This window comes from Mesorhizobium sp. M0437 (assembly GCF_040321335.1).
Lineage (GTDB): Bacteria > Pseudomonadota > Alphaproteobacteria > Rhizobiales > Rhizobiaceae > Mesorhizobium.
Genome location: NZ_JAMYRK010000201.1, coordinates 1 through 1,416, shown reverse-complemented (window position 1 = coordinate 1,416; position 1,416 = coordinate 1). Strand labels below are relative to the sequence as shown.

General features: G+C 60.5%; 2 protein-coding genes. Both read left to right on the top strand.

Annotated elements, in window-relative coordinates; genetic code table 11:
• Positions 1-43 precede the first annotated feature (43 nt).
• Complete coding sequence (locus tag NKI72_RS34960; RefSeq protein ID WP_023802351.1) at positions 44-397, top strand: hypothetical protein; 354 nt, start codon at positions 44-46, stop codon at positions 395-397.
• Between the two features lie 54 nt (positions 398-451).
• Positions 452-1,345: a DUF1259 domain-containing protein gene (locus tag NKI72_RS34955; protein WP_352577922.1), complete on the top strand. Its 894-nt coding sequence runs from the start codon at positions 452-454 to the stop codon at positions 1,343-1,345.
• Positions 1,346-1,416 lie beyond the last annotated feature (71 nt).

Sequence of the window (1,416 nt, the reverse complement as noted above, 5' to 3'; positions counted from 1 at the left end):
CGAAAGAAACAGCCCGGGAACTGCTACGGTTGGTCGGCGGCTGATGGCCGCCATCGCCTTTGGCTTCAGCCTGATTGCTGTGAATGCCGCGGACGCGGCGGACACGTTCCGGCACCTCAAGGGCAAGGAGATCAAGGCCAAGTTCGCCGGCATGGATTTCACGGACGACGTTCATTGGGCGGATGCGTTCGGCCGCGACGGACGGATCGTGCGCTACGACATGGGCAAGAAGAACGCCGGCAAGTGGCGCGTCGAGAAGGGGCAGCTCTGCATTTCCGTTGAAGGCGAAGAGACCTGCTATCAGGTATGGATCTCAGATACCGCAGTACAGCTTCGTGACCCGGATGGGACGTTCTTCCTGGAGGGCGTGCTGCAGAAGCCCTCTGCACGCGACTAGCGTCTCGGATTGAAAGTCATTGGGCATATTGGGGCAGACCACAAGGAGAAATCCATGCGTGCAAAACTCATCACCGGCGCAATGCTGATAGCGATGTCGGCGCTTCTCCAACCGGCGTCAGCGGCACCCGATTGGCAAACTGTCGCGCAGACACTTGGCAAATCCGGATCGGAAATGCCTGGCGGCGTTTATAGAGTTGGCTTGCCACGAACCGACCTGAAGGTATCGCTCGACGGCATATCCCTGAAGCCAGGCTTTGCGCTCGGAGGCTGGATCGCCTTCGATCCCATGGGAAATCAGGCAATGGTCATGGGCGACATCGTTCTGACGCAGGACGAGGTGAACCCGGTCATGAAGAAGCTTGAAGAAGGCGGCATCGAGATCACCGCGGTGCACAACCACCTGCTGCGCGCGCAGCCGATGACGCTCTACATGCACCTCTTCGGCCAAGGTGATCCGGTAGCACTCGCCACAGCGCTTCATGCCGGCTTGGCTCTGACGAAGACGCCGATGGCTGCATCCGCCGGTTCGCAGGCGGCGGCCGCTTCGAAGATCGAGTTCGACACGGCGGGTGTCGACCAAGCTATTGGCTACAAAGGCAAGGCCAACGGCGCGGTCTACCAGTTCACTATACCGCGCGCAGAACCGGTCGAAGAAAATGGCATGGATGTGCCGGCCGCCCTGGGCTCCGCCATAGCGATCAACTTCCAGTCGACTGGCGGCGGCAAAACGGCGATCACAGGTGACTTTGTGCTGACTGCCAAGGAGGTCAATCCGGTTATCAGGGCGTTGCAAGGCAACGGCATCGAGATCACGGCATTGCATAGCCACATGCTCGATGAGCAGCCGCGGCTCTTCTTCATGCATTTCTGGGCGAACGACGATGTGCAGAAGCTGGCGAAAGGCCTGCGCGCAGCCCTCGACAAGGTCGCCGTCAAAAAGAGCTAGATTGGGCGTCCGCGCGCGCGTCCAACGGCGGAGTTCGGCCGGGCAATGCCCAATCGCACGCCGGGAGGGAA

Bases quoted from the DNA above. Each gene is read 5' to 3' on its own strand.
- NKI72_RS34955 (WP_352577922.1), top strand. From the start codon at position 452: ATGCGTGCAAAACTCATCACCGGCGCAATGCTGATAGCGATGTCGGCG.
- NKI72_RS34960 (WP_023802351.1), top strand. From the start codon at position 44: ATGGCCGCCATCGCCTTTGGCTTCAGCCTGATTGCTGTGAATGCCGCG.